Here is a 24,894-nt window from a genome sequence, read left to right as displayed (position 1 = left end):
AAGGCTGACCATGGCTCGCATCATCGTGATCGGAGGGACCGGGTACGCCGGTCGCCACATCGTCACGGAGGCGGTGAGTCGTGGCCACGCCGTCATCGCGATCTCGCGTTCGGAACCGACCGATCCGGTGGCCGGAGCCGCCTACCTGCAGGGCTCCGCGCTCGACCTGGCGCCCCTCGCGGACGCGTTCGTCGGTGCGGATGCCGTGGTGTCGGCGCTCTCTCCACGCGGCGACATGGAAGACCGTGCGCTCGAGGCGCTGTCGAACGTCGTCGAGCAGATCGCCGGTACGGCGACCCGTCTCGGCGTGGTCGGCGGTGCCGGAGGAAGCCTGGTGGCGCCGGGAGGCCCGCGTCTGTTCGATCAGGACTTCCCCGAGGAGTACAAGCACGAGGCGCAGGTCGGGATCGACTCGCTCGCGCTCCTCGAGGCGACCGACGCGGGGCTGGACTGGTTCTTCATCCATCCGGCTGAGGTGTTCGGTCCTTGGGCGGAGGGCGAGCGTACCGGCCGCTATCGCGACGGGGGCGATGTGATCGTCCGCGATGCCGAAGGCACGTCGTACATCTCCGGGGCCGATTTCGCCGTCGCCGTGGTCGACGAGATCGAGCAGGGCAACCACCACCGCGAGCGTTTCACCGTCGGCTACTGACCCCCACGCTCCGCCCACTCTTCCCCCCCCCCCCCCACGCCCGCCGGGCCGCGTCGAGAGCACGTGATCTCGCCGAGCGCACGGCTTGCTGGCGTCAACAGGCGGTGCACTCGAAGACAACCCGTGCACTCGACTACCCCCCCGCACTCGACGACAACCCGTGCGCGGGGAGCGGAGGGGCGGTCAGACCAGGTCGCGCCAGTCGACGTCCTCATCCTCGTCGGCCACCGGGGTCACGCCGGTGATCACCGGAAGGCTCATCGTCTCGGTGGGCGGCCCCATGATGGTGGCTTCGTCGCGTCGGTGGCGCAGCACCTCGTTGATGTAGCTGGTGAGCACCTCGGCGAGTGGGATCGAGCGTCCTTCCGCCTGAGACAGGTACCAGCGGTGTTCCAGCACCTGGTGGAACACCTCAGCCGGCTCGAGCTTGGCGCGCAGCTCGTAGGGGATCGCGCGAACGACGGGCTCGAACACGCGGGTGAGCCACTCGTGCGCGTACATCTCTTCGTCCGCCCATTGCTTGGTCGAGCGCGCGCGGAACTCGTCGAGGTCGTTGAGCAGCCGTCGTGCCTGGTTCTCCTCCACGTCGAGCCCCGTGAGACGGATGAGGCGCCGCTGATGATGCCCGGCGTCCACGACCTTCGGCTGGATCTCGACGACGGTGCCGTCCGCGGTGGTCGACATCGACATCTCATCGATGTCGAATCCGAGGGCGTTGAGCCGTTCCACGCGCTCGGTGATGCGCCACGTCTCGGCGGCGGAGAAGGACTCCTGTGCGGTGAGCTCGGCCCAGAGCGAGCGGTAGGACGACACGATGCCGTCGGCGATCGCGACCGCATCCACCCCGTGCTCGAGGCGTCCGCCGGCGGCGAGGTCCATGATCTCGCCGGCGATGTTCGTGCGAGCGAGGTCGAGATCGTAGGCGCGCTGCCCGTCGGTCAGACCCTCCTCATGGAGCTCTCCGGTCTCCGCGTCGACGAGATAGGCGGCGAAGGCCCCGGCATCACGACGGAAGAGGGTGTTCGACAGGGAGACGTCGCCCCAGTAGAAGCCCACGTTGTGGAGGCGCACGAGCAACAGTGCGAGCGCGTCGACCAGACGGTTGGCGGTGTCCGGGCGCAGGACGCGCGTGAACAGCGCACGGTACGGCATCGAGAAGCGCAGGTGCGAGGTGACCAGTGCCGCGGGGAGGGGATCGCCATGGGCATCGGTGCGCCCCGCGATCACAGCGACCCGGTCGACGCACGGTACGTCGAGCCGGGCGAGGTTGCCCAGCATGTCGTACTCGCGCTGTGCCATCTCGGCAGTGGTCTCCTTGACGGCGACGACGCGACCCGAGAGGTCGGCGAACCGGACGAGGTGGCGGGAGAGCCCCTTGGGGAGCGAGACGATGTGCTCGGACGGCCACTTGGCGAGCGTGGTGGACCAGGGGAGGGCGAGCAGTCCCGGATCGACCTTGCTGGCGGTGATCCGCAGCGAATCCTGCATGATGCTCCTGGTGGCGTACGAAGAGGAAAAAGAGACGCGGCGCAGGCGACCGAGGTCAGCCTGCGCCGCGTCTGTGGATCCGATCAGGCGGAGACGACCGGCTTGTCGTTCAGACGGTCACCCGACTCGATGTCGAACGCGTGCACGTGGCCGGCCGAGGCGGCGAGCGTGACGGTCTCGCCGGCGTTCGGGTGGTTGCGACCGTCGACGCGAGCGACGAGGTCGGCGCGCTTGCCGTTGATCTCGGTGTGACCGTAGAGGTAGCCGTCGGCGCCGAGCTCTTCGACGAGGTCGACCGTGACCGAGAGGCCCTTGCCGTCGGCGGGGCCGACGACGATGTCCTCCGGACGCACGCCGACCGTCACCTGCGAACCGTTGGCGCGACCGACGGTGTCGCGGTCGAGCGGGACGACCTCGGTGCCGAAGCGGATGCCGCCCTCGGCGAGGTCGGCCGAGAACAGGTTCATCGCGGGCGAGCCGATGAAGCCGGCGACGAAGACGTTGTTCGGCTTCTCGTACAGGTCGCGGGGCGAGCCGACCTGCTGGAGCAGACCGTCCTTGAGGACCGCGATGCGGTCGCCCATGGTCAGCGCCTCGGTCTGGTCGTGGGTGACGTAGACCGTGGTGACGCCGAGACGACGCTGCAGCGATGCGATCTGGGTACGGGTCTGGACGCGGAGCTTGGCGTCGAGGTTCGACAGCGGCTCGTCCATGAGGAACACCTGCGGCTGACGCACGATCGCACGGCCCATGGCGACACGCTGACGCTGACCACCGGAGAGGGCCTTCGGCTTGCGGGTCAGGTAGGGCTCGAGGTCGAGGAGCTTCGCGGCCTCGAGCACGCGTGCGGCGCGCTCTTCCTTGCCGACGCCGGCGATCTTGAGCGCGAAGCCCATGTTCTCGGCGACGGTCATGTGCGGGTACAGGGCGTAGTTCTGGAAGACCATCGCGATGTCGCGGTCCTTCGGCGGGACGTCGGTCACGTCGCGGTCGCCGATGAGGATGCGGCCGGCGTTGACCTCTTCGAGGCCGGCGAGCATGCGCAGAGATGTGGACTTACCGCAACCGGAAGGACCGACGAGGACGAGGAACTCTCCGTCACCGACCTCGAGGTTCAGCTTGTCGACGGCCGGACGGGTTCCACCGGGGTACAGGCGGGTGGCTTCGTCGAAAGTCACAGATGCCATTGTGTTTCTCCTTCACCGGCAGGTACGTGCCGGACGATCCGTAGTGATGAAGCGGTGGGGTGAGCCACCGTGACCCGTCTTTGGGTCGAGATCAGTATGACATGAACGGCTGTACCTGGGTATTTCTCAGCCTCACTGGTTAGCATCGATCTCGGCCGCGCCCAGCGGCGATCGTCGCTCAGCGGCGGTCGGGGCCAACCCGGACCCCCGCAGACTCACAAGAGGAACGATGTCGAGCGACGAAACGCCGAACGTCCCCACACCTCGCAATTCTCGCGAGGCCGTGCGGGAGAAGGCTCAGAAAGTGCACGCCCAGCAGTCGAGGGCGCGCCTCATGCGACGGATCATCATCGGCGCCGTCGCCGTCGTCGCGGTGGGGGCGATCGGCACCGCCGTGACCCTTGCGGTGTCCGCTCAGGTGTCGAAGCCGAAGCTCACCCCGACGGGGATGGAGTCGGATGGCGTCGTCGTCACCGACATCACCGCCGTTGCCGGATCCGATGAGGTCCCCGCGACGCCCTCGGCAGAGCCGACCGATGCGGGCGCCTCGACTGAGCCGACCCCCAGCGCGACCTCCTCCGACAAGGTCGACATCCACGTCTACGTCGACTACCTCTCGCCGGACGCCGGAAAGTTCGAGCGGGCCAATGCGCGTCAGCTCGCCGGTTGGATCGGGGAGGGGGCGGTCACCGTCAGCTACCACCCGGTCGCCTTGCTCACCGCGAGCTCGAACGGCACCAAGTACTCGTTGCGTTCCGCTGCGGCCGCCGCGTGCGTCGCCACGCACTCGCCTGCGCAGTTCTACGCCTTCAATCACGACCTGCTCGACGACCAGCCCGAGGTCGGCAGTGACGGGATGTCAGACGAGGACCTGGCGAATCTGGCAGCCGCCGTCGGCACCGACAATACCAAGGCCGTCCGGTCGTGCATCGAGAACGGTGACTTCGTCGGTTGGGCGAAAGAAGCGACCACGCGCGCACTCGACGGACCGCTCGCCGGCTCGAAAGACCTGATGCTCAACACCGCACCCATGATCGTCGCGAACGGCGAGGCGTACGTCGGTGCGTTCGACGACCCGGCGGAGTTCTCGCAGTTCGTGCTCAGCGTCGCGAGCGACGCGTCCCGTGCGACGCCGTCGCCGACGTCGACCACCACGCCCGCCCCGTAGTTCGATCCGGGGTCGATGCCATCGCTAAGCTGATGGATGGCATCCGCCGACTTGGCGCAATTGGTAGCGCACCGTACTTGTAATACGGGGGTTACGGGTTCGAGTCCCGTAGTCGGCTCAAGAAGTAGCGGTTCGGAAAGCAGAAGACCGCCTCGGTTTCTACTCGAGGGCGGGCATCAGGGCAGCCCAGGTCCGGGAATGGGTAGCATCGAGGATCGAGCGTCCCGGAGGGCGAAGACCCCCACCAAGCCTTGCGGCTGGGCGGGGCCTTGTGTCGTTCAGGCTGTCGCGCTGAAGAACGCTGCGTTCTTACTCGGGCGCACCGATGTAGCGCGAGAGGTATATGAACGTGTCCCACGTCACGCCGGGAACCGTGGACAGCTCAGGCAGCGCCATAACGTCGGTTGCACCAGCGTTACGAAGGAACGCGATCTGATCGCGGAACGTGTTGTACTCCTGCGGCGTCCCGAAGTTCGTCTTTCCGCCGGGGCGAAGGTGAACCACGATTCCATTCGGTGCTCTTACGATTGCTTCCACTGAATCCTCCATCGTTGTCGTTGTTGGCGTGCCGTTGTAGACACCGTTGAATTCCCAATGCCAGGGTTCGGGACGTGACGTCCCGGGCTCGGCCCAGGCCGGGTGTATGTAGCCGAACTGTCGGGCATTCGACTTGAGCCACAGGTAGATCGGATGGCTGAAGCTCAGCTGCACTCGATTGGTGTCGGCCAGGTCGACGGCGATTGCCCATCCGTGGTTCGAGGTCCCCGGCTCCGCAGCCTTGTCTCCGTACTTCTCCTTCGCACGGACCTGCTCGGCGAGATCTCGGTAGCCGTCATTCACGGTGATGTTGTGCCCAAATTGAGGGCGGAACGCGTTGTTCAGCTGAACGAGCGCGTCTCGTGCGTCTGTCCGTAAGATGCGGACGGTGTCCCAGGGCACGGGAGCCAGGATGTTGACCGGGATGCGACCGTTCTGGTAGTTGCCCCAATCCGCGAACGCCGGAGCTGCGTGCCCGACGAGTGGTCCGGCGGCCGCGACAATCGCAGCGATCGCAGAGGCGGACAAGAAGGTTCGTCGTGAGACAGGTTTACGGCCGGCGGGTGGTGACGCTGTGACCGTGCGTTCGGCCGCAACGATCCCCGGCGGCGGTGCCTCGAGGGTTGTGTTCATGGAGCCAGGCTATGGCTCAGGCGTCGGCCCGCGCTGTCCCCTTTTCGGCCTACAGACACTCGACCGCGAGCCTCGATAGGTTGAGAGATCCCCACCTGGCTGTCCGAGTTCTCGTGGTCGTTGCAGCACCTGATCCAGGGAACTCCGCCCGGTCGGCAGGGCGGGGCCCCGCGGCGTTTCCGGGGCGAGGACGTGGGGCCGCCGATGTAGCCGGTGCCAGTTGTAGGCGGGCCGGGGATGCTCCTCACGAATGTGATGGGCGGGGGGATCGAGGTGTCGCCGACGTTCCTGATCGGGGCTGCCGAGGGGTACTCGGTCGTAGGTGTTGTCGGACGAAGGGTTCTGCTCCTCGACCCTGGTTTCCACTCATCGCCGCCCTTCGGGGGGAAGGCCTCGCTCACGTGCGTGCGCGGGAGCATCGCGGCGGCCTGTCCCTCGCCCTAGGCTGGTCTGATGCTCCACGGACTGATCCGCCCGCTCGAAGCCCACAGCGTCACCCTCAAAGGCGAAGATCTCGCCGAGGTCCGTGCACAGCTGACCGCCCAGGCGCCTGCGGGATGGGACCTGGTGTCGGCCATGGCGACGATGGAGAAGGCCGGATCGATGCGATCCGTCGAGGGCAAGTTCCTGCGTCGCGACGGCATCCGCGAGATCGAGGGTGACGACATGGCCGCGCTCGAGTCCCAGGTGCCGGAAGGATGGCAGCTGCTCTCCGTGTGGCGGGCGAGCTGACGCGCGTCCGCCAGCCGCTCGTTCGGAGAGTTCAGTCCAGGTGAGGTGAGTCCGCGTCGCCGGTCGGCGGCGCTTCGACCACTTCCTCGATGAGGCTGATCCCGCCCGTGGAGCTCGCCGACCGCATGAGGTCCTGAATCCATTTCGGGTTGAGCTGAGGGGCGTCTGGCTCGTCGAAGGTGAAGCGCAGCGGGATCGATGGGTGCAGCCAGATGGTCGAACGGCCGGGGGCGTCGCCGTCGGGGTGCCGCCACGACAGGGTGAAGCTCTCATTGCGTCGCAATTTCGTGGCGATGACCACTTTGAGATGTGCGAGTGCGCGGTCCTCGATGTGGATCTCGTCACCGCTGCCGTACTGGATCGTTCCCATGAGTGAACGATAGCCGCGACTTCGACCTCGTCGCGTCTCCGGTGACGGCTGGGTGCGAGAAGTACATTCCGGAGTATCGCGCTACAAGGTGATATGTTACTAAGCGTTGAGTTTCCTGGTGGATTCAACGAGATCACGCCGGGTCGATGACGGCGCAGGTGGCCGACTCCCCGCCGCGGCCACCTGCGCTTTGCCTCGTGCGTCGCGCGATCGAGAAGCGCCAGGGGAGGGGGAGGCGATGGGCAGCTCGTCCGAACTCCCGACGGTCACGTCGGAGCGGCAGCCCGGCTGCCCCCACGCGCAGGCGCTCACACGGGCGGCATACGCGCGCGAGAAACGACTGCTGCAGATCGAGCTCCTCAAACTCCAGGCGCACATCACGCGCTCGTCGGAACGGGTCCTCATCCTGTTCGAGGGGCGGGATGCGGCGGGCGCGGGCGGTGCGATCGCACGCTTCATGGAGCACCTGAACCCCCGCGGCGCTCGTGTCGTCGCGCTCGACAAACCCAGTGATGTCGAGCGGACGCAGTGGTATTTCCAGCGCTACGTCGCGCATCTGCCGTCGGGCGGCGAGATCGTGCTGATGGATCGCTCCTGGTACAACCGAGCGGGCGTCGAACGCGTGATGGGGTACTGCTCGTCGGCGGAGTACGAGGAGTTCATCCAGACCGCGCCGGAGTTCGAGCGCATGCTCGTCGGTTCGGGCATCCGCCTCATCAAGCTGTGGTTCTCGATCGGCGAGGCGGAACAACGGCGCCGGTTCACCCGTCGCGGCGAGGATCCGCTCAAGCAGTGGAAGCTCAGCCCCACCGACCTCACGAGCGTCGACAGATGGGAGGACTACACCGAGGCAGCGGCGGCCATGTTCTTCCACACGGACACCCCGGCCCTCCCGTGGGTCGTCATCTCGTCGAACGACAAGAGGCGCGCGCGGCTGGAAGCGATGAGATGTGTTCTCGCACGGTTCGACTATCCGGGCAAGGACCCGATGGTCGCCCACGCTCCGGATCCGCGGATCGTGGGCCGCCCCTCGCAGATCCACGACGAGGGGGAGGCATCGCCACCGTGACGTTCATGGAGCGCAACACGGCGTCGTCCGGGAATGCGGGAGGCGGGCTCACCGGTTGCTCTCATCATGACCCGCATCGGTACCAGTGATCTCGACGTCCTTCCGCTCTCGCTCGGCGGCAACGTGTTCGGCTGGACAGCCGACCGTGACACGTCCTTCGCCGTCCTCGACACCTTCGTGGACGGAGGCGGAGACTTCATCGACACCGCCGACTCGTACAGCGCGTGGGTGCCGGGAAACGAAGGAGGAGAGAGTGAGACGATCGTCGGCGAGTGGTTGGCCTCGCGCAAACCTGCGGGTGTGGTCGTCGCGACCAAGGTCAGTCAGCACCCGCAGTTCCGCGGCCTCTCCGCCGCGAATGTCCGCAAGGCCGCCGAGGCCTCGCTGAAGCGCCTGGGCATCGATGAGATCGACCTGTACTACGCGCACTTCGATGACGAGACCGTTCCGCTGGAGGAGACCATCAGCGCATTCGGGCGACTGGTCGAAGACGGGCTGGTCCGGCACGTCGCCGTGTCGAACTACTCCGCCGAGCGCATCCGCGAGTGGGTCGAGATCGCCCGTCGCCTCGGAGTCGCGCTGCCGGTCGCGGTGCAGCCGCACTACAACCTCGTGCACCGCAACGAGGTCGAGGACACGATCATCCCGGTCGCCGAGGAGTTCGACCTCGGACTCATCCCGTACTACTCCCTGGCCAGCGGCTTCCTCACCGGCAAGTACCGCTCGACGGACGCCGCGGGTCAGGCGTCGCCCCGGGCGCAGGGCGCCGCGAAGTACGCGACCGAAGCGGGCCTGCGGATCATCGACGCGCTCGAGGAGATCGGCGATGCGCACGGCGCTTCGATCGCCGCGACCTCGCTCGCGTGGCTTCGCGCACAACCGACCGTGGTCGCACCGATCGCGAGCGCGCGAACCGTGGAACAGGTTCCCGACCTGCTCGCCGGGGCGCGTCTGGAGCTCTCGGACGATGAGGTGCAGCGGCTCGACCGCGTCTCGGAATGGGCGCCGTCGCGCGCCTGATGAGATCGGGCTAGTCGCCGACGAGCCCGAGCCGATGCGCCAGGATGACCGCGTGGATCCTGTCCCGCGCGCTGAGCTTCGCCAGCACACGACCGACGTGGGTCTTGACCGTGGACTCGCCGACGTACAGACTCTGAGCGATCTCTGCGTTGGTGAGTCCGCGGCCGATCGCGAGGAAGACGTCCCGCTCACGTTCCGTGAGCGATTCGAGAGCAGCGCTCTCCTCTGCGGCCGGAGTCGCGGGCGCTCCGCCGAGCCGAGGCGTCACGTGCTCCAGCAGCGCTCTCGTCACACGCGGGGACAGCACCGCATCCCCGCGGTGGACGGCGCGCACCGCGGAGATCATCTCGTGGCGCTGGGCATCCTTCAACAGGAATCCGCTCGCGCCCGCGCGGATGGCTCCGAACGCGTATTCGTCGAGATCGAAGGTGGTCAGAACGAGCACCTTGGTCTGCGGACGTTCTCGGACGATGGCCTCGGTGGCGGCGATGCCGTCCAGCTCCGGCATCCGGATGTCCATCAGCACCAGGTCGGGAGCGAGCAGCGCGCTCTGCGTGATCGCCGCTTTCCCGTCGCCGGCTTCGCCGATGACGACGATGTCCTCCTCAGACTCCAGCACCATGCGGAAGCCGAGACGGATCAGCTCCTGGTCATCCACCAGCAGCACTCTGATCGCCTGCGTCATGCGTCGTCCTCCATCGTCTGTCGCGGTGCGGCGGGCCTGCTTCCCGATGTGGGAAGCACCGCCCGCAGAATCCATCGTCCTCCATCCGCAGGTGCGGATCGCACCGTCCCATGCACGTGGGCGGCACGCTCGGAGAGCCCGCGCACACCGAATCCGTCTGAGCCGATCTCACCCGAGACGCCGTCGTTGACGATCTCGATCACGACCGTGTCGGCCGTGTACTCCAGCCGCACGGTGATGCTCTTCGCGGTCGGGGCGTGGCGCATGGCGTTGGTCACGCCCTCCTGCACGATCCTGCCGATCGCATGCGCGACGGCGGGGGAGACATCGGCCTGCCCGATGACGGTGAGCGTCGCCGGGTAGCCCGCGCGCTGAGCCGTCTCCACGGTGTCACGCGCGGGTACGGGTTGCATCGGCGCCAGGGGCAGCGGCGATTCGTCGTCGCGCAGCACACCGAGCATCGAACGCATCTCGGTGAGAGCGCCTCTGGCGGTGTCCGCGACGGATACCGCAGCCCTCCGGGCCTGTTCCCGATCGGGGGTGGCGGCCGCCCCTTCGGACAGTGCGACGATCACGGTGAGGGAGTGGGAGACGATATCGTGCATCTCCCGTGCGATGCGGGCGCGTTCCGAGGCGGCGGCGAGTTGCGCCTGCTGATCGCGCTCGATCAGGAGTTGACGGGATCGGTCGATGATGGCGAGGAGATAGCGCTTGCGGCCGCCCACATTGACCCCGACGAGCGTGCCGATGAGCCCGAGCGCGACGTAGCCGAGGGCGGTATCGATGCCGACCTGGAGCAGGGTCGTGCCGGTCAGCATGAGGATCGTGGTGAGTCCGAGGAACCAAGTGGCACCGATCCCGTAACAGATCCAGGCCAGACGCGCCGATCTGTAGACCGCCACGCCGTAGCAGGCGACGAGCAGGAGGACGATGCCTCCGGACATGCCTGTGAACAGTCCGACGGTCCCCAGGCTCACCGCAGCGACGAAGGGACCCAGGGGTGCCCGTCGACGCCAGAGGAGAGTGCTGCATCCGATCGCGACCATCACCAACGTCGCGATGTTGATGGCGATGTATGTGCCCTCCGGGAGCGAGGTGTTGGGGTACGGCGCGGCGGGGGCGAGGGACAGGAACAGGCAGATCAGCGCGAGCAGGATGTCGGCGAACAGCGGATGGCGGGCCCAGAACCGTCGGAACAGGCCCGGGGCGCGCGGAAGCCGCAGCTCCTCGTCCTCGCGGACCGAGTCGCTGCGGCTTCGCGTTCTGCTCACAGGCCGACTTTACGCGTCGCGGGTGCGCAGCACGCCCCACGCGACGGCAGCACCGCCCACGACCCAGCAGGCCAGCGTCAGGAACGCAACCGGAGCGTCGAGTGCGGCACCGGCTCCGGGCATGATCGCACTCCGTGCGGCGGCGTCCGGAAGGTAGGCGGCGGCCTGCAGGACCCATGCCCACGTCTCTCCGGCGAAGGAGAAGAAGTTCGCCACGATCGGCAGGACGAACAGCACACCGACGGTTGCGGCGATGGCGCCCGCACCGGAGCGCAGGACGAATCCGAACGCGATGCCGATGAGCGCGAAGACGGCCATCGACAGGGAAGCCACCACGATCGGAAGCACCGATGCTGTCGGGTCCGACCAGTCGATGCCCTGGTCACGCGGGGCGACGATGAGGGAGACGGCCACCGCGGAGACGACGAAGATCACCAGCGACGAGACGAACAGGAACAGTGCCAGCACCGTCGACTTCGCGGCCAGCACCGAACCGCGAATCGGGTTCGCAGTGAGCGTCGAACGGATCATCCCCGTGGAGTACTCGCCGGTGACCGAGATCGCGCCGATGATGCCGGCGAGCAGCATCGTGAACTGGATCGGCATGACCACGGCCTGGATCGGGCTGAAGTCCGGCACGTCGACAGCGAGGGCGATGAGCACGGCGATGCCGACCGTGAGGGCGGCGGTGATGCCGATCGACCACCACGTCGAGCGCAGGGTGGCGAGCTTGATCCACTCGCCGCGCAGTGCGCGCATGAACGTCAGCCGACGACCGGTGTCGACGCGTGTCCGCGTGGGAGCGGGAGCCTGTGTCGTGGTCATGAGATCTCCTTGGTGCGGTACTCGACGGAGTCGCCGGTGAGGGCGAGATAGGCGTCTTCGAGTGATCCGGTGGTCGGGGTGAGTTCGTGGAGCGGGATGCCGCGGTCGGCGGCCAGATCGCCGATCCGCGCGGCGGGCAGCCCCACGACGTCGAGCAGATCGGGAGCCGAGCTCACGATCTCCACCTCCGGCCCTCCGACGGCGGCAGCCAGGTCGGCTGGTCTCGGTGTGCGGACCCGCACCGTGTTCCGAGTCCAGGAGCGCACGAGCTCCGCGAGCGGGGCATCCGCGAGCACCCGACCGCGGCCCATCACGATGACGTGGTCGGCGGTCTGCGCCATCTCACTCATCAGGTGGCTCGAGAGCAGCACGGTGCGCCCCTCTGATGCCACGTGACGGACGAACTGGCGCACCCAGCGCACCCCCTCGGGGTCGAGGCCGTTCACCGGCTCGTCGAGGATCAGCGTGTGCGGGTCGCCGAGCAGTGCCGAAGCGATGCCGAGGCGCTGCCCCATTCCGAGCGAGAATCCGCCCGCGCGTTTACGTGCCACCGACCCGATGCCCGCAAGGTCGATGACCTCATCGACTCGGGAGGAGGGGATGCCGTGTGTCGCGGCCATGGCGCGGAGGTGGTTGCGAGCGGTGCGACCGGTGTGCACCGCCTTGGCGTCGAGGAGGACACCGACTTCGGTGAGAGGTGCGCGGAGCTTGCGGTACTCGCGTCCGGCGATGGTGGCACGCCCCGACGTCGGGCGGTCGAGGCCGACGATCATCCGCATGGTGGTCGACTTCCCGGCGCCGTTCGGGCCGAGGAAGCCGGTGACGCTGCCCGGCTTGACCGTGAACGACACGTCGTCGACGGCGGTCTTGTCTCCGAACCTCTTCGTGAGGCCTTCTGCTGTGATCATGGGCACAACGTTACGGAGCGCCCCGGGTGTCGCGCGTCCCCCTCAGGTACACATCTGACGGCGAAGTGTCCGACCCGCGTGGGACATCAGCGGTCAGGCGCGAGGGCGAGCCTGCACCCGCGCGGCCATCTCGTCTGAAGCGATGACGGCCGCGTCGATGATCTCCCGCGACGCCGGTGCGGTCAGCCAGTCATGGCTCAGGGTGGACGGGACGAGGAGGGGCATCCGGTCGTGCAGGTCGACGAGGTGAGGGGGAGCGGGACGCATCACGATGGAATAGCACGTGAACCACTCGCCGTCGGCCGTGCGGCCGCGCTGCGTGACCGCAGCCATGCCGAACAGAGTGCCGTCGTCGACGATGAACTCGTTCCACTGCCGAGACGGCTTCTGCATCTCGTACCAGCTCGTCGCGGGGACGATCGCTCTCGACTTCGCCCCGCCCGGACGCTCCTGCAGCCGCTCCGAGCGGGTGTTGATCGAGGGGAACTTCGCCGGCTCGCCGTCGACGAGGAACCCCCACCACGCGGGTTCGAGGGTCGGGGCGGTATCTGGCTGCACGATCAGCGGGTTGAGGTTGCGCAGGTTCTTGCCCGTCGGTCGGACGGTCTCGCCGGCGTTCTCCTGCGCCCACACGCGGAGGCCCTCGAGCACCGCATCGTCGGCGGCGGCGAGGAGTTCGGCATCGGTGAATCGGGGATCGAGTCCGTAGCTCGCGCACATGCCGCCAGCGTAGTCCCGGCCTCGGACATTCACGGGCGAGGAGCGGCCGGCGGCTCGGGTAGGGTCGACAGGTGCCAGAGACCCGTCGACTTCCCGCTCCACTGGCCCTCGGAGGAGCGGTCGCGATCGGTGTCATGACGGCGATCCAGGCGCGGATCAACGGGGTGCTCGGTGTGCGCGTCGACGACGGGATCGTCGCCGGCTTCGTCTCGTTCTCCGTGGGACTCGTGGCGCTCGCCGTCGTGATCTCCGCCCTCCCGTCGGCTCGGCGAGGCGTCGCACGCCTGTGGAGCGGCATCCGACACCAGACGATCCCCGTCTGGATGCTGCTCGGGGGAGCGTGTGGCGCACTCACCGTCTCGACCCAAGGTCTCACCGCCGGTGTGCTCGGCGTCTCCCTGTTCACCGTCGGTGTGGTGGCGGGGCAGACCGTTCACGGCCTCGTGCTCGATCGGATCGGATTCGGGCCCGCAGGAGTCGTGGCGGTCACGCCAGGGCGGGTGCTCGGGGGGCTGCTCGCGCTCGCCGCGGTCGGCATCTCGCTCTCCGGCGACGTGCTGGCCACCGCGCCGCTGTGGATGCTGCTGCTCCCGTTCGCCGCGGGTGTCGGGATCGCCTGGCAGGCAGCGACCAACGGGCGCCTGGCCCAGCGGGCGCGTTCGCCCCTCGCCGCCACCCTGATGAGCTTCATCGCCGGCACCGTGGTGCTCGCCCTGGCATCCGGGGTGAGCATCGCGTTCCGCGGCGCACCGGCGGGGCTTCCCACCGAGCCCTGGCTGTACCTCGGAGGGTTCCTGGGCGCCTCCTACATCCTTCTCGGCACGTTCATTGTGGCGCAGACCGGGGTGCTGCTCATGGGCCTGGGGTCGGTGCTCGGGCAATTGGTCACGTCGGTCGTGATCGACCTCATGTGGCCGCCCGCGGCCGGACCAGCGCTCTGGCAGGTGCTCGCGATGGTCGTCGTGGCCGTCGCGTCGGTGGTGGTCGCGGTTCCGTGGCCGCGTCGCCGCTGAGGGGTTACCTCTTCTCGGCCTTCTTCGACTTCTCCGCTTTCTTGGCCTTCTTCACCTTCTTCACCTTCTCGGTGGTCGTCGCCGTCTTCGGGGCATTCTCGGTATTCGCGTGCGGCATGCGCGTGACGAGTGTGCGTGCATCGACGGACTTGCGCCGACCGGGCTTCTTGTCTTCGGGCTTGCCTCCCACATACAGCCAGCCGAGGAGCTCCTCGTTCTCGGCGAGGCCGTGAGCTCTGGCGACCGCCTTCGCGCGCGTGTAGTGGCCGGTGCGCCAGATGACGCCCCACCCCGCTTCGTCGAGGAGCAGGCTCAGCATGTGGGCGACACCGGAGGCGACGGCCTCCTGTTCCCAACGGGGTACCTTCTCGCTCTTCCGGTAACTGGCGACGACGGCGATGAGCAGAGGGGCACGAAGCGGCTTCGACGAGGGCGAGGAGTCGCCCTGGGCCTCGGCGATCGCCGCGCCCAGCACCTCGCGATCCGCGCCGCGGAGTTCGATCAGCCGCCAGGGGCGCAGAGAAGAATGATCGGCCACACGGCCGGCCGCCGAGACCAACGTGAGCAGTTCGTCGCGAGTCGGCGCGGTGTCTTCGACCTTCGACCAGGACTGCCGTGCCAGGACGGCGTCGAGGGCGCTCACGAGGCTTCGGGAGTGAAGTTCAGTGCGATCGAGTTCATGCAGTAGCGGTCGCCGGTCGGCGTGCCGAATCCGTCGGGGAAGACATGGCCGAGGTGCGATCCGCAGTTGGCGCAGCGCACCTCGGTGCGCACCATCCCGAGGCTGTCGTCCTCGATGAGTTCGACCGCATCGGGGCGGATCGACTCGTAGAAGCTCGGCCATCCGCATCCGGAGTCGAACTTCGTGCCGCTCTTGAAGAGCTCCGCATTGCATGCGCCACAGGTGTACAGGCCCGCACGCTCCTCGTCGAGCAGCTCGCCGGTCCAGGCCCGCTCGGTCGCGGCCTGGCGCAGCACCGCGTACTGCTCTTCGCCGAGCTCCTCGCGCCATTCTTCTTCGGTCTTGTCCACGCTGTACGACATGTGTCCTCCTGAGTCCCGTCCATTCTCCCCCGTGCGACGGGGTATCGGGTGCTCCGGGTCAGAATGGACGCATGACGGATGCCGTGCAGGAACGATACGCACGATTCGCCCGTGACGAGGCCCCCGGCCGCAGCGCGCTGTACGCGGAATGGGCGGCCGGCGTGGCGGCCGATGTCGAGGTGAGGCGCATCCTGCTGCGGATTCCCGAGACCCGGAGGCAGCCGCCCCTCGTGTTCGCCGTCACCCGTCTGCTCGGGGCCGAGCTCGCCGGTTATCCGCAGTGGCGGGACTTCGTGCTGCGCAACGCCGACGAGGTGGTGGCGGAATGCGCCCGTCGCAGCCTGCAGACGAACGAACCGCTGCGCCTCGCCGCGCTGCTTCCTGTGCTGTCTGAGATCGAGGGTCCGATCGCGTTGCTCGAGATCGGAGCCTCCGCCGGGCTGTGTCTCTATCCCGACAGGTACTCGTACCGCTTCGTCGATGAAGAGGGTGCGCTCCGCGTCGGCCTTGATCCCGTGGAGGGACCGTCGACCGTCGTGCTGGAGAGCCGGGTGACCGGCGCGATGCCCCCGCTGCGGATGCCGCAGGTGGTGTGGCGAGCGGGCATCGATCTGGCGCCGCTCGACGCGGCCGACCCACGTGACCGGGGATGGCTGCGGGGACTCGTGTGGCCGGGTGAGGAGGGACGGGAGCAGCGGATCGATGCTGCGCTCGAGATTGCGGCCTCCGATCCCGCACTGCTCCTCGTCGGAGACGCTCTGGAACGCATCGATGCCCTGGCGGCTGACGCGCCTGGGAATGCCACGCTCGTCATCACCACGCCCGGAGTGCTGGTGCACATCCCGCGAGCGCAGCGGAACGCACTGGTCGCCCGCATAGCCGCGCTGGACGCCCGCTGGATCACGATCGATCCGCCGGGCGCGCTCGACGTCTGGGTGCCGTCGGTGGATGCGGACGGCTGGCCGGGCTTCGTCGTCGCCATCGACGGGAGGGTGCGCGCCGCCGCCGATCCCCTCGGAGGCTGGTGGGAGTGGCGAACGTCTCCCTCGACCGTCGCGTCCTAACCTGGACTCATGCTCGGAGACCTGACGGAGCGCGATCGCGCGATCCTCGCCATCGAGGTCGCCTGGCCGCGGCACGGCTCAGCCAAGGAAGAAGTCATCCGCGCCCAGCTGGGCATGAGTTCGGCCCGCTATTACCAGCTCCTCGGGCGGCTCATCGAGTCGGAAGCCGCTCTGGCGTACGATCCGATGCTGGTGCGGCGGCTGCGCCGCATCCGGGATTCACGCGCCAGGCAGCGCTCGGCTCGCACACCGGGTTTCGTCGGCTGAGAAGAGCCGTCGGCGGCTTCCCGAATCGGGTGTTCCGCGCCGCGGATCGGAATGCCAGGAAGGTGACGCTAGCATCGAGGGGTGTCCAAGCCCTCCCGCGATCGCTTCGATGACGTTCCCCGTTCCTCCGGACGTGTGGGAGCGCATCGCGCCGAAGCTCCGGGGATGAACGGCTGGGTCGTGCTGCTCTGGTCCTTCGTCGCCGCCCTCGTCCTCATCATCGCCGGGATCTTCGGTTCCCTCGTGGTGATGGGGCGCATCTCGCTCTTTCCCGAGGCGGCGTCCACGCCGGTCCCCACTCCGGTCGAGACGGGTGTGGTGGACACCTCGGTCTCCGTGATGATCCTCAACGGCACGCCGGACGAGGGGCTCGACACGCAGATGCGGGACGTCCTCGTCAACAATGGATGGGCGCCGGACATCGTCTTCGCCGGAGACAGCTCGAGTCAGGACTTCGCCACCACCACCGTCTTCTACGTCAACGATGAGGATGAGCTCGCCGCGATCGGATTGGCGAACCTCCTCGGTGGCGCTGCCGTGCAGCAGAGCGACTATTACTCCGGTCAGACGGAGGACGGTCTGAAGCAGTTCACGGTGGTGATCGGCCTCGATCGATCGAGTTCCGCGCCCGAGACGCCCGGGGAGACCCCGGCCCCCTGACCTCCGCGTGCGCCACTCCTCCGGCGGCTTGCACTCGAAGGTGTCGAGTGCCAGAATGGCGTTAGCACTCTCTTACTCTGAGTGCTAAACCCAACGTCTACGTCCAGGAGGGACGAAAAAACTCATGGCAAAGATCATTGCTTTCGATGAGGAGGCCCGCCGCGGCCTCGAGCGCGGCCTGAACATCCTCGCCGACGCGGTCAAGGTCACCCTCGGCCCGCGTGGCCGCAACGTCGTTCTCGAGAAGAAGTGGGGAGCCCCCACGATCACGAACGACGGTGTCTCCATCGCCAAGGAGATCGAGCTGGACGACCCGTACGAGAAGATCGGCGCGGAGCTCGTCAAGGAGGTCGCCAAGAAGACCGACGACGTCGCAGGTGATGGCACCACGACCGCCACGGTCCTCGCTCAGGCTCTGGTCCGCGAGGGTCTGCGCAACGTCGCAGCCGGCGCCGACCCCATCTCGCTCAAGCGCGGCATCGAGAAGGCCGTCGCCGCGATCACCGAGGAGCTGCTCGCCAGCGCCAAGGAGATCGACTCGAAGGAGCAGATCGCTGCCACGGCTTCCATCTCCGCGGCTGACCCCGCGATCGGCGAGCTCATCGCCGAGGCGATCGACAAGGTCGGCAAGGAAGGCGTCGTCACCGTCGAGGAGTCGCAGACGTTCGGTACCGAGCTCGAGCTCACCGAGGGCATGCGCTTCGACAAGGGCTACCTGAACCCGTACTTCGTCACGGACCCGGAGCGCCAGGAGGCTGTCTTCGAGGACCCGTACATCCTCATCGCGAACCAGAAGGTCTCCAACATCAAGGACCTCCTGCCCATCGTCGACAAGGTGATCCAGGACGGCAAGGAGCTCGTCATCATCGCCGAGGACGTCGAGGGCGAGGCTCTCGCGACGCTCGTCCTGAACAAGCTCAAGGGCATCTTCAAGTCGGTCGCCGTCAAGGCTCCCGGCTTCGGCGACCGCCGCAAGGCGCAGCTGCAGGACATCGCGATCCTCACCGGTGGACAGGTCATCACCGAAGAGGTCGGCCTCAAGCTCGAGAACGCCACGCTCGACCTGCTGGGTCGTGCGCGCAAGGTCATCGTCACCAAGGACGAGACCACGATCGTCGAGGGTGCTGGTGAGGCAGACCAGATCGAGGGTCGCGTCACGCAGATCCGTCGCGAGATCGAGAACACCGACAGCGACTACGACCGCGAGAAGCTGCAGGAGCGCCTGGCGAAGCTCGCCGGTGGTGTGGCCGTCATCAAGGCCGGAGCCGCGACCGAGGTCGAGCTCAAGGAGCGCAAGCACCGCATCGAGGACGCTGTCCGCAACGCGAAGGCGGCCGTCGAGGAGGGCATCGTCCCCGGTGGTGGCGTCGCGCTCATCCAGTCCGGAACGAAGGCGCTCGACGCGCTCTCGCTCACGGGTGACGAGGCGACCGGCGCGAACATCGTCCGCGTCGCGATCCAGGCTCCGCTGAAGCAGATCGCGCTGAACGCCGGTCTCGAGGCCGGTGTCGTCGCGAACAAGGTCGCCGAGCTCCCCGCGGGGCAGGGCCTGAACGCGGCTACGGGAGAGTACGTCGACATGTTCGGCGCCGGCATCATCGACCCCGCGAAGGTGACCCGCTCGGCGCTGCAGAATGCAGCCTCGATCGCGGCGCTGTTCCTCACCACCGAGGTCGTCGTCGCTGACAAGCCGGAGAAGGCCGCTGCTCCCATGGGTGACCCGTCGGGTGGCATGGACTTCTGATCCTGCTCTCATGACAGAACGCCCCCGGCTTCGGCCGGGGGCGTTCTGCGTCGATACGCGTCTGCGTCAGCGGAACAGGCTGGCCGAGTACTGATCGGCGTCTGCGTACTGGGTCGCGACCGCGCCGAGCGACGTTCCGATCGATTCGAGCACCTGCTCCACATGGAGCTGCGCGCCCTGCCACTGCTCGGCGCACGTCTGGAAAGCATGGGATGCCGTGCCGGACCACGTCGACTGCAGCTGTCGGAGCTGCGCCATCAGAGTCGCGGACTCGCCCTGCAAGCGCTCGATCGTTGCGCGGGTGGCGCCGTGGGCCGCGTAGACGGCCTCGGTGTCGACGGTGAAGACAGACATGGGAACTCCTTCTCGTAGGGGTTCCGAGGCTAAGCGAGCGTCGGCGTCCGTATCCTCTCCGGGTCGCTGTCATCCCGTGCGCTGTGAGCAACGGGGCAGCCGGGCAGGCGGTGCAGAGAGCGCCCGGCGTCGGAACGGCCGCTACGGCAGGTCGAGTCGATCCAGAGGCTGCGTGTCTTCGAGGAGATGCGCAGGCGTGGCGCGCGCCGGTGCGAGCGGGAGAGTCACAGTGAACGTCGCACCCCCACCCGGAGTCTCCGATACATCGACGCCGCCGTGGAGCGCTTTCAGGATCGACGCGACGATCGCGAGTCCGAGGCCGGAGCCTCCGGTCTCCCGCGCGCGGGAGGTGTCGGCACGCCAGAAGCGTTCGAAGATCTGCTCCCGGATCTGCGGCGGGATGCCCTCGCCGTGATCGACGATCGCGATGCTCGCGGTGCCGGCCGCCCGGTCGGAGTCGACCACGATCTCGATCGGCCCGTCCTCGGGGGAGAAGCGGCGCGCATTGCCCAGGAGATTCGTGACGACCTGGCGGACCTTGTTCTCTTCGCCGAGCACGATCGGCGGGGTGCGCACGGGCAGATCGGGAACTTCGGTGAAGTCGATCGCGGGAGTCTGGTCCGGCTGCCGAGGGCGACGGCGAAGACGCGAGAGCGTGGCTCGGGAGAGGCCTCGCGGCGTCGGCGGCTGCGGTGGTTGGAGAGGTGGGATCTCGTGCAAAGGTACCGCGGTCTTGCTGTCCGCGGTGCGGTCGATCACCGTCACGGTCCGGCCGGGGGCCGCGGCACGCAGATCGAGCGCTGCATCCCGCGCGATCGGCCGTAGGTCGAGGGGGACGATCTCCGGTTCGCGCTCCTCGTCGAGCCGGGCGAGAGCGAGGAGGTCCTCCACCAGGACCCCCATCCTGATCGCTTCCTTCTCGATGCGCTCCATGGCCCGCGCCGTGTCCTCCTCGCCCTTGATCGCGCCCATGCGGTAGAGCTCCGCGTAGCCGCGCACGCTCACCAGGGGGGTGCGCAGCTCGTGGCTCGCATCGCCGATGAAGCGCCGCATGTGCTGCACGGTGCGGTCCCGCTGTGCGAGCGAGCGATCGACCCGGTCGAGCATCGTGTTGATGGCGGTGTTCAGCCGGCCGACCTCGGTGGTCGGCTCGAGGTCGGTCAGCCGCTGCCGGAAGTCGCCGGCCGCGATCGACATGGCGGTGGCCTCGACCTGACCGAGCCTGCGGAACGTGAGTGTCACGAGCCCGCGCGTGAGCAGTGCGGCGATCAGGATCGTGATCAGGGCGATCGAGATGTAGATGCCGAAGTACTGGCTGATGATGCGATCGGCGGGTGCGAGAGGAAGAGCGACCAACTGGATGCGCAGGACACCGCCTTCCGAGGGGACGACGGCGACCGCCGCGTGGAACAGCTCGCCTTCGGCTCCCGTCATCTCGAGCGGGATCTGATCCGTGTTGGCGGTCGCCTTCGCGAGCGAGTACTGCGAGGGGAAGAGAGGCGCCTGGCCTGAAGTGCCTCGTGCCGTGGCGCGGAGTTCACCCGTCGCATCGTAGATCGCGAAGGAGAAGTCTCGAGGCTGCTCATCGCGCGGGCTGTAGGTGGTGACGCCGTCGACCGTCACCGTGTCGAAGTAGCGGTCGACGAGATCGCTCGAGACCAGGGCGGGCAACTGGGCATCGATGTTCGCGACCAGGGCGTTGCGCAGGATCGGCACCGTGCCGATACCCGCGACGAGCAGCCCGAGCGCCAGCACCGCCACCGTGACGCCGGTGACCTTGGCCCGAAGGCTGATGCGCCGCCACCAGCTGGTGACCGCATCGGGCTTGTGCGCCATGCGGTCCTCCCCGGTGCGGCGGCTGCGCCGCGAGGCGGCGTCGTTGGTGGTGCGGTGGTCGTCAGACCGTCTTGCCGACCTTCAGCATGTAGCCGAAGCCGCGCTTGGTCTGGATGAGCGACTCCTCGGTGTGCGGGTCGATCTTGCGACGCAGGTAGGAGATGTAGCTCTCGACGATGCCGGCGTCACCGTTGAAGTCGTACTCCCACACGTGGTCGAGGATCTGCGCCTTCGACAGCACGCGGTTGGGGTTGAGCATCAGGTAGCGCAGCAGCTTGAACTCGGTCGGGCTCAGCTCGATCGGTTCCTTGCCGACATGAACGTCATGCGTGTCCTGGTCCATGGACAGCTCGCCGGCGCGGATGATCGACTCCTCGTCGGCCTGCATCGTGCGGCGGAGGATGGCCTGAGCCCTGGCGACGATCTCGTCGAGGCTGAAGGGCTTGGTGACGTAGTCGTCGCCACCCGCGTTGAGTCCCTCGATCTTGTCCTCGGTGCCGTCCTTCGCCGTGAGGAACAGGATAGGCGCCGTGAATCCCGCGCCGCGGAGGCGCTTGGTCACGCTGAACCCGTTCATGTCGGGCAGCATGACGTCCAGGATGATGAGGTCGGGCTCCTCTTCGAGGACGGCCGAGATCGTGGCGGCGCCGTTGGCGACCGTCTTCACCTGGAATCCGGCGAAGCTGAGACCCGTGGAGAGCAGGTCGCGGATGTTGGGTTCGTCGTCGACGACCAGGATGCGCGGAGCAGTCATGTCCCCATTATGGTGACTTCGGCCATGGGGATGCTGACTATTGTGCGGAACGGCGTGGAGTCGCCCCTTCGGGAAGCGTGCGTACGCATCCTCCGATGCTGTGTGCGCAGTCCGGAGGAGTGAGATCGTCCCGGGGGTGGATGCGCCGCACAGGTGCACGGGAGAGGATCGATGCATGAGCTGGTACGAGGACGTCACCGTCGCCCCCGGAAGCCCTGAAGCCCCCGGAAGCCCCGTCGCCCCGCCGGACCCGCCTGACGTCGATCAGGTCGCCTATCATCGACTGGCGCATCTGCGTCCGCGGTATCGCTGGTGGCGCATGCTGCTGACCGGACTCGTCGGCATCGCCCTCTACGTCGCGATCCTCGTGATCGTGATCGTGCCGTTGGCCATCGTGTCGATGTTCGTCCCCGGGTGGGGTGTCGAATCGCAGACGCTCCTCACCACCTCGCAGTTCTTCGACCTCGACCGGCCGTGGCTGCTCGTCGCACTGGTGCTGCCGCTGATCCTGATGATCCCCGCACTGCTGCTGGCCTCGCGCATGGTGGAGGGTCGCGGTGTGGGGCTGCTGTCATCGGTCACCGGACGGCTGCGGATGGGGTGGCTCGGAAAGAGCCTGCTGCTGGCGCTCGCCGTGTTCGCCGTCTACTTCGCTGTGGTGCTGGGCTGGTCGGCCCTGAGCGGCGATGCGGTCGTCGCGGACTTCTCCCACCCCGGGCTCTGGACGATGGTGCTGCTCGTGCTGCTGCTCATCCCTTTTCAAGCCGCCGCGGAGGAGTATGTGTTCCGCGGATACCTGATGCAGTTGGTCGGGAGCTGGCTCCGTCATCCCGCCTTCGCGATCCTGCTGCCCGTGCCGCTGTTCGTGCTCGGTCACGGCTACGACATCTGGGGTGCGGCGAGCGTGGGCATGTTCGCGATCGTCGCCGCCTGGCTGACCTGGCGTACGGGGGGACTCGAAGCCGCGATCTCCCTGCACATCGTCAACAACGTGCTCATCTTCCTGCTCGGATCCGTCACGCTGGTCGATGCCAACGCGACTTCGGGGACCGCCGTCGACCTGCTCGCCTCGGCACTGGCCATGGTCATCTACGCCCTGCTCGCCGACCGCTGGGCTGCAAGGCTCGGGATCGCACGCACGGCCCGGGCCGCATCAGCGCCGGCCGGAGTGCTCGGAACCCATCGACTGGGCGGCGTACTGCACGGCCGCACCACCGGAGCATGATCTCCCGAGGTCAGGCGGCGATCGCGTCCGAGTCCATGATCGTGTAGCTGTAGCCCTGCTCGGCCAGGAAGCGCTGACGGTTCTGGGCGTAGTCCTGGTCGATGGTGTCGCGGGCCACGAGGGTGTAGAAGCTCGCGGTGTGGCCCGACTGCTTCGGGCGCAGCAGGCGGCCCAGACGCTGGGCTTCCTCCTGACGCGATCCGAACGACCCGGACACCTGGATCGCGACGGAAGCCTCGGGGAGGTCGATCGAGAAGTTCGCCACCTTCGACACCACGAGCAGCGAGATGTCGCCTTCACGGAACGCACGGTAGAGCTCTTCGCGCTCGTCGACCGGGGTCGCGCCGGTGATCTGCGGGGCGTTCAGGGCCTCGGAGAGCGACTCGAGCTGATCGAGGTACTGCCCGATCACGAGGATGCGTTCGCCCTCGTGCTTCGCGATGAGCTCGCGCACGGCCTGGACCTTCGCCGGGGCGGACGCCGCGAGACGATACCGCTCATCGTCGGTCGCCGCGGCGTACTCGAGCCGGTCGTCCGGCGGCAGATCGACGCGCACCTCGTAGCAGGCGGCGGGGGAGATGAAGCCCTGCGCTTCGATCTGCTTCCAGGGGGCGTCGAAGCGCTTCGGGCCGATCAGGCTGAAGACGTCGCCCTCGCGACCGTCCTCGCGCACGAGGGTGGCGGTGAGGCCGATGCGGCGGCGCGCCTGCAGGTCGGCGGTCAGCTTGAAAACCGGCGCGGGGAGTAGGTGGACCTCGTCGTACACGATGAGCCCCCAGTCGAGCGCGTCGAGCAACGCCAGGTGGGCGTACTCGCCTTTGCGCTTCGCGGTGAGGATCTGGTAGGTCGCGATGGTGACGGGCTTGACCTCTTTCGCCTGGCCCGAGTACTCGCCGATCTCCTCGGGGGTCAGACTGGTGCGCTTGAGCAGTTCGTCGCGCCACTGCCGCGCCGACACCGTGTTCGTGACGAGGATCAGCGTCGTCGTCTTGGTCGCGGCCATCGCGCCGGCGCCCACGATCGTCTTGCCGGCACCACAGGGCAGCACGACCACGCCCGATCCGTCCTTCGCGAAGGCGTCGACGGCATCCTGCTGGTAGGGACGGATGTGCCAGCCGTCCTCGGCGAGGTCGATGTCGTGCGGGGTGCCCGGGGTGTACCCGGCGAGGTCTTCGGCGGGCCAGCCGATCTTCAACAGCTCCTGTTTGATCTGCCCGCGCGCCCAGGCATCGACGACGAACGTCTCCGGTGTCGGGTGCCCGATGAGCAGCGGCTGGATGCGCTTGTTGTTCGCGACCTGCGCCAGCACCGCGGGATCGGAGGAGCGCAGGATGAGCGTTCCCTCCTCATCGCGTTCGATGACCAGACGCCCGTAACGGTTGACGGTCTCGCGCAGATCGACGGAAACCGAGGGGGGCACCGGGAAGCGCGACCAGCGGTCCAGAGTCTCGAGCATGTCCTCGGCGGTGTGCCCTGCGGCGCGGGCGTTCCACAGACCCAGACGCGTGATCCGGTACGTGTGGATGTGCTCGGGAGCCCGTTCCAGTTCGGCGAAGATCGCCAGTTCATGCCGGGCGCTCTCGGCATCGGCATGGGCGACTTCGAGCAGCACGGTGCGATCGCTCTGGACGATCAGGGGGCCATCAGACATAGCTCACCAGTTTAGCG

Annotated in this window: 26 protein-coding genes and 1 tRNA gene; 12 read left to right on the top strand and 15 right to left on the bottom strand. The window is 67.6% G+C overall.

Annotation, left to right across the window (positions count from 1 at the left end; all coding sequences use genetic code 11):
- Positions 1-10 precede the first annotated feature (10 nt).
- Positions 11-652, top strand: coding sequence for an NAD(P)-dependent oxidoreductase (locus MST3598_RS13270; protein WP_029258684.1), 642 nt, complete (start codon positions 11-13; stop codon positions 650-652).
- A gap of 183 nt (positions 653-835) precedes the next feature.
- Here the strand turns inward: MST3598_RS13270 and MST3598_RS13265 are convergent, their stop codons facing one another.
- Both MST3598_RS13265 and MST3598_RS13260 read right to left on the bottom strand, forming a co-directional pair.
- Positions 836-2,140, bottom strand: a complete 1,305-nt coding sequence (locus tag MST3598_RS13265; RefSeq protein WP_029258683.1) for a DUF4032 domain-containing protein — start codon at positions 2,138-2,140, stop codon at positions 836-838.
- 83 nt (positions 2,141-2,223) lie between these two features.
- Positions 2,224-3,327 (bottom strand): ABC transporter ATP-binding protein, encoded by a 1,104-nt coding sequence (locus tag MST3598_RS13260; protein WP_021199080.1) that lies wholly within the window; start codon positions 3,325-3,327, stop codon positions 2,224-2,226.
- Between the two features lie 229 nt (positions 3,328-3,556).
- Between MST3598_RS13260 and MST3598_RS13255 the strand changes: the two genes are divergently transcribed.
- Positions 3,557-4,495: a DsbA family protein gene (locus tag MST3598_RS13255; RefSeq protein ID WP_029258682.1), complete on the top strand. Its 939-nt coding sequence runs from the start codon at positions 3,557-3,559 to the stop codon at positions 4,493-4,495.
- Between the two features lie 45 nt (positions 4,496-4,540).
- Positions 4,541-4,613: transfer RNA gene (locus MST3598_RS13250), tRNA-Thr, on the top strand.
- A 191-nt stretch (positions 4,614-4,804) separates the two neighbouring features.
- On the opposite strand, the gene MST3598_RS13245 is transcribed toward MST3598_RS13250, so the two are convergent.
- Complete coding sequence (locus MST3598_RS13245; RefSeq protein WP_081859764.1) at positions 4,805-5,665, bottom strand: M15 family metallopeptidase; 861 nt, start codon at positions 5,663-5,665, stop codon at positions 4,805-4,807.
- A 453-nt stretch (positions 5,666-6,118) separates the two neighbouring features.
- On the opposite strand from MST3598_RS13245, the gene MST3598_RS13235 reads away from it, so the two are divergent.
- Positions 6,119-6,397 carry a hypothetical protein gene (locus MST3598_RS13235; protein ID WP_021199068.1) on the top strand — a complete coding sequence of 93 codons (279 nt, stop codon included), beginning with the start codon at positions 6,119-6,121 and terminating at the stop codon, positions 6,395-6,397.
- A 31-nt stretch (positions 6,398-6,428) separates the two neighbouring features.
- On the opposite strand, the gene MST3598_RS13230 is transcribed toward MST3598_RS13235, so the two are convergent.
- Positions 6,429-6,767 carry a DUF7882 family protein gene (locus MST3598_RS13230; protein ID WP_029258679.1) on the bottom strand — a complete coding sequence of 113 codons (339 nt, stop codon included), beginning with the start codon at positions 6,765-6,767 and terminating at the stop codon, positions 6,429-6,431.
- A gap of 238 nt (positions 6,768-7,005) precedes the next feature.
- Here MST3598_RS13230 and ppk2 point away from each other — a divergent pair, with 238 nt between their 5' ends.
- Both ppk2 and MST3598_RS13220 read left to right on the top strand, forming a co-directional pair.
- Positions 7,006-7,836: a polyphosphate kinase 2 gene (gene ppk2, locus MST3598_RS13225; protein ID WP_051670947.1), complete on the top strand. Its 831-nt coding sequence runs from the start codon at positions 7,006-7,008 to the stop codon at positions 7,834-7,836.
- Between the two features lie 66 nt (positions 7,837-7,902).
- Positions 7,903-8,856: an aldo/keto reductase gene (locus MST3598_RS13220; RefSeq protein WP_029258677.1), complete on the top strand. Its 954-nt coding sequence runs from the start codon at positions 7,903-7,905 to the stop codon at positions 8,854-8,856.
- 10 nt (positions 8,857-8,866) lie between these two features.
- Here MST3598_RS13220 and MST3598_RS13215 read toward each other — a convergent pair whose 3' ends face one another.
- From MST3598_RS13215 to MST3598_RS13195, 5 genes are all read right to left on the bottom strand, one after another.
- Positions 8,867-9,541: a response regulator transcription factor gene (locus MST3598_RS13215; protein ID WP_021199064.1), complete on the bottom strand. Its 675-nt coding sequence runs from the start codon at positions 9,539-9,541 to the stop codon at positions 8,867-8,869.
- Entirely contained in the window at positions 9,538-10,812 is a 1,275-nt protein-coding gene (locus MST3598_RS13210; RefSeq protein ID WP_029258676.1) for a sensor histidine kinase, read from the bottom strand. Before MST3598_RS13210 ends, MST3598_RS13215 begins: the two co-directional genes overlap by 4 nt.
- Before the next feature lie 9 nt (positions 10,813-10,821).
- Positions 10,822-11,637 (bottom strand): ABC transporter permease, encoded by an 816-nt coding sequence (locus MST3598_RS13205; RefSeq protein WP_029258675.1) that lies wholly within the window; start codon positions 11,635-11,637, stop codon positions 10,822-10,824.
- Entirely contained in the window at positions 11,634-12,545 is a 912-nt protein-coding gene (locus tag MST3598_RS13200; protein WP_029258674.1) for an ABC transporter ATP-binding protein, read from the bottom strand. The genes MST3598_RS13205 and MST3598_RS13200 overlap by 4 nt, the downstream gene beginning before the upstream one ends.
- A gap of 93 nt (positions 12,546-12,638) precedes the next feature.
- The gene (locus MST3598_RS13195) at positions 12,639-13,265 is read right to left on the bottom strand and encodes an SOS response-associated peptidase family protein (RefSeq protein ID WP_029258673.1); all 627 of its coding nucleotides are present in this window, start codon (positions 13,263-13,265) and stop codon (positions 12,639-12,641) included.
- Between the two features lie 101 nt (positions 13,266-13,366).
- On the opposite strand from MST3598_RS13195, the gene MST3598_RS13190 reads away from it, so the two are divergent.
- Entirely contained in the window at positions 13,367-14,278 is a 912-nt protein-coding gene (locus tag MST3598_RS13190; protein WP_029258672.1) for a DMT family transporter, read from the top strand.
- Positions 14,279-14,282: 4 nt separating this feature from the next.
- Here the strand turns inward: MST3598_RS13190 and MST3598_RS13185 are convergent, their stop codons facing one another.
- Both MST3598_RS13185 and msrB read right to left on the bottom strand, forming a co-directional pair.
- Positions 14,283-14,921 (bottom strand): nitroreductase family protein, encoded by a 639-nt coding sequence (locus MST3598_RS13185; protein ID WP_051670946.1) that lies wholly within the window; start codon positions 14,919-14,921, stop codon positions 14,283-14,285.
- Positions 14,918-15,322: a peptide-methionine (R)-S-oxide reductase MsrB gene (msrB, locus tag MST3598_RS13180; protein ID WP_029258670.1), complete on the bottom strand. Its 405-nt coding sequence runs from the start codon at positions 15,320-15,322 to the stop codon at positions 14,918-14,920. The genes MST3598_RS13185 and msrB overlap by 4 nt, the downstream gene beginning before the upstream one ends.
- Before the next feature lie 71 nt (positions 15,323-15,393).
- On the opposite strand from msrB, the gene MST3598_RS13175 reads away from it, so the two are divergent.
- The 4 genes from MST3598_RS13175 (at position 15,394) to groL (ending at position 19,057) form a co-directional block, all read left to right on the top strand.
- A complete protein-coding gene (locus tag MST3598_RS13175; protein ID WP_029258669.1) occupies positions 15,394-16,386 on the top strand; it encodes a DUF2332 domain-containing protein in 993 nt (330 codons plus the stop codon).
- 9 nt (positions 16,387-16,395) lie between these two features.
- Positions 16,396-16,653 carry a DUF3263 domain-containing protein gene (locus MST3598_RS13170; RefSeq protein WP_029258668.1) on the top strand — a complete coding sequence of 86 codons (258 nt, stop codon included), beginning with the start codon at positions 16,396-16,398 and terminating at the stop codon, positions 16,651-16,653.
- 81 nt (positions 16,654-16,734) lie between these two features.
- On the top strand, positions 16,735-17,313 hold the full coding sequence (locus MST3598_RS13165) for a LytR C-terminal domain-containing protein (RefSeq protein ID WP_021199054.1): 579 nt from the start codon (positions 16,735-16,737) through the stop codon (positions 17,311-17,313).
- 124 nt (positions 17,314-17,437) lie between these two features.
- Entirely contained in the window at positions 17,438-19,057 is a 1,620-nt protein-coding gene (gene groL / locus MST3598_RS13160; RefSeq protein WP_021199053.1) for a chaperonin GroEL, read from the top strand.
- Between the two features lie 66 nt (positions 19,058-19,123).
- Here the strand turns inward: groL and MST3598_RS13155 are convergent, their stop codons facing one another.
- From MST3598_RS13155 to MST3598_RS13145, 3 genes are all read right to left on the bottom strand, one after another.
- On the bottom strand, positions 19,124-19,411 hold the full coding sequence (locus MST3598_RS13155) for a WXG100 family type VII secretion target (protein WP_021199052.1): 288 nt from the start codon (positions 19,409-19,411) through the stop codon (positions 19,124-19,126).
- A gap of 141 nt (positions 19,412-19,552) precedes the next feature.
- On the bottom strand, positions 19,553-21,247 hold the full coding sequence (locus MST3598_RS13150; RefSeq protein WP_029258667.1) for a sensor histidine kinase: 1,695 nt from the start codon (positions 21,245-21,247) through the stop codon (positions 19,553-19,555).
- Between the two features lie 61 nt (positions 21,248-21,308).
- Complete coding sequence (locus MST3598_RS13145) at positions 21,309-22,001, bottom strand: response regulator transcription factor (protein ID WP_021199050.1); 693 nt, start codon at positions 21,999-22,001, stop codon at positions 21,309-21,311.
- Positions 22,002-22,176: 175 nt separating this feature from the next.
- On the opposite strand from MST3598_RS13145, the gene MST3598_RS13140 reads away from it, so the two are divergent.
- Positions 22,177-23,226 carry a CPBP family intramembrane glutamic endopeptidase gene (locus MST3598_RS13140; RefSeq protein WP_051670945.1) on the top strand — a complete coding sequence of 350 codons (1,050 nt, stop codon included), beginning with the start codon at positions 22,177-22,179 and terminating at the stop codon, positions 23,224-23,226.
- A 10-nt stretch (positions 23,227-23,236) separates the two neighbouring features.
- Here the strand turns inward: MST3598_RS13140 and MST3598_RS13135 are convergent, their stop codons facing one another.
- Positions 23,237-24,877, bottom strand: coding sequence for a DNA repair helicase XPB (locus MST3598_RS13135; protein WP_021199048.1), 1,641 nt, complete (start codon positions 24,875-24,877; stop codon positions 23,237-23,239).
- Between the last annotated feature and the right edge of the window lie 17 nt (positions 24,878-24,894).

The organism is Microbacterium sp. TPU 3598 (assembly GCF_002356155.1).
In the GTDB taxonomy this organism is placed as follows: domain Bacteria; phylum Actinomycetota; class Actinomycetes; order Actinomycetales; family Microbacteriaceae; genus Microbacterium; species Microbacterium maritypicum_A.
This window is presented reverse-complemented; position numbering and strand designations above follow the sequence as displayed.